At 60.8% G+C, this 848-nt stretch carries 1 protein-coding gene; it reads left to right on the top strand.

From position 1 onward, the window contains the following. Positions 1-121: 121 nt before the first annotated feature. Positions 122-831 (top strand): IS5 family transposase gene (locus tag JKL45_RS29655; RefSeq protein WP_246499139.1). Its coding sequence is split into 2 segments (ribosomal slippage): positions 122-392 and positions 392-831, totalling 711 coding nucleotides; the frame shifts between segments, so codons are not numbered across the junction. Positions 832-848 lie beyond the last annotated feature (17 nt).

The following is an 848-nucleotide window of genomic DNA, read 5'->3' on the forward strand; positions in this document are numbered from 1 at the left end:
CTAGGGCGCGTTGACATTCATGATTCCCACGGGCTCGCAACTCTGATTCAAGCTCCTTTTCGGAGCGGAGGCTTGGGTGAGCGGAGTTCGTCTGATTTTGACAGATCACCAGTGGGATCGGATGGAGCCGCATTTGCCGGGCAAACGCATGGATCCTGGCAGAACGGCGGTCGATAGCCGACTGTTCGTGGAAGCCGTGCTCTGGCTGGCCCGAACTGGGGCGCCGTGGCGGGATCTGCCGGAACTCTTCGGCAACTGGAACAGCGCCTTTGTTCGCTTCTCGCGCTGGTCCAAGAGCGGCGTCTGGGATCGGCTGTTTGCCACCATGGCGGATGAGCCCGACTTCGAATACGTCATGATCGACTCAACCATTGTCCGGGCGCACCAGCATGCAGCGGGCAAAAAGGGGGGTGTGAGGCTCGTGCGATCGGACGCTCCCGCGGCGGGCTGACGACCAAGATCCATGCGGTCGTGGATGCTTTGGGCAATCCGCTCCGCTTCATCCTGACGCCGGGACAGGCGAGCGATATCACTCAGGCTGAGGCCTTGATCGCCGATCTTCCCGCCGACCATGTCTTGGGGGACAAGGGCTACGATGCCACGCCCTTGCGGGAGGCCATCGAACGCCAGGATGCCGTGCCGGTCATCCCGCCCAGGACAACATCGCCGCAAGTCCCCTGCGACTACGCCCTCTATTGCGAGCGCAACCTCGTCGAGCGGTTCTTCCTGAAAATCAAGCACTTCAGACGCATCGCCACCCGCTACGAACAAACCCCACGGGCGTTCATGTCAATCCTTTGCCTCGTCAGCGCATTCATCTGGACCAAATGAATGTCAACGCACTCTAG

Origin of the sequence: Microvirga soli, from assembly GCF_016734765.1 — a bacterium.
Classification (GTDB): Bacteria; Pseudomonadota; Alphaproteobacteria; order Rhizobiales; family Beijerinckiaceae; genus Microvirga; species Microvirga soli.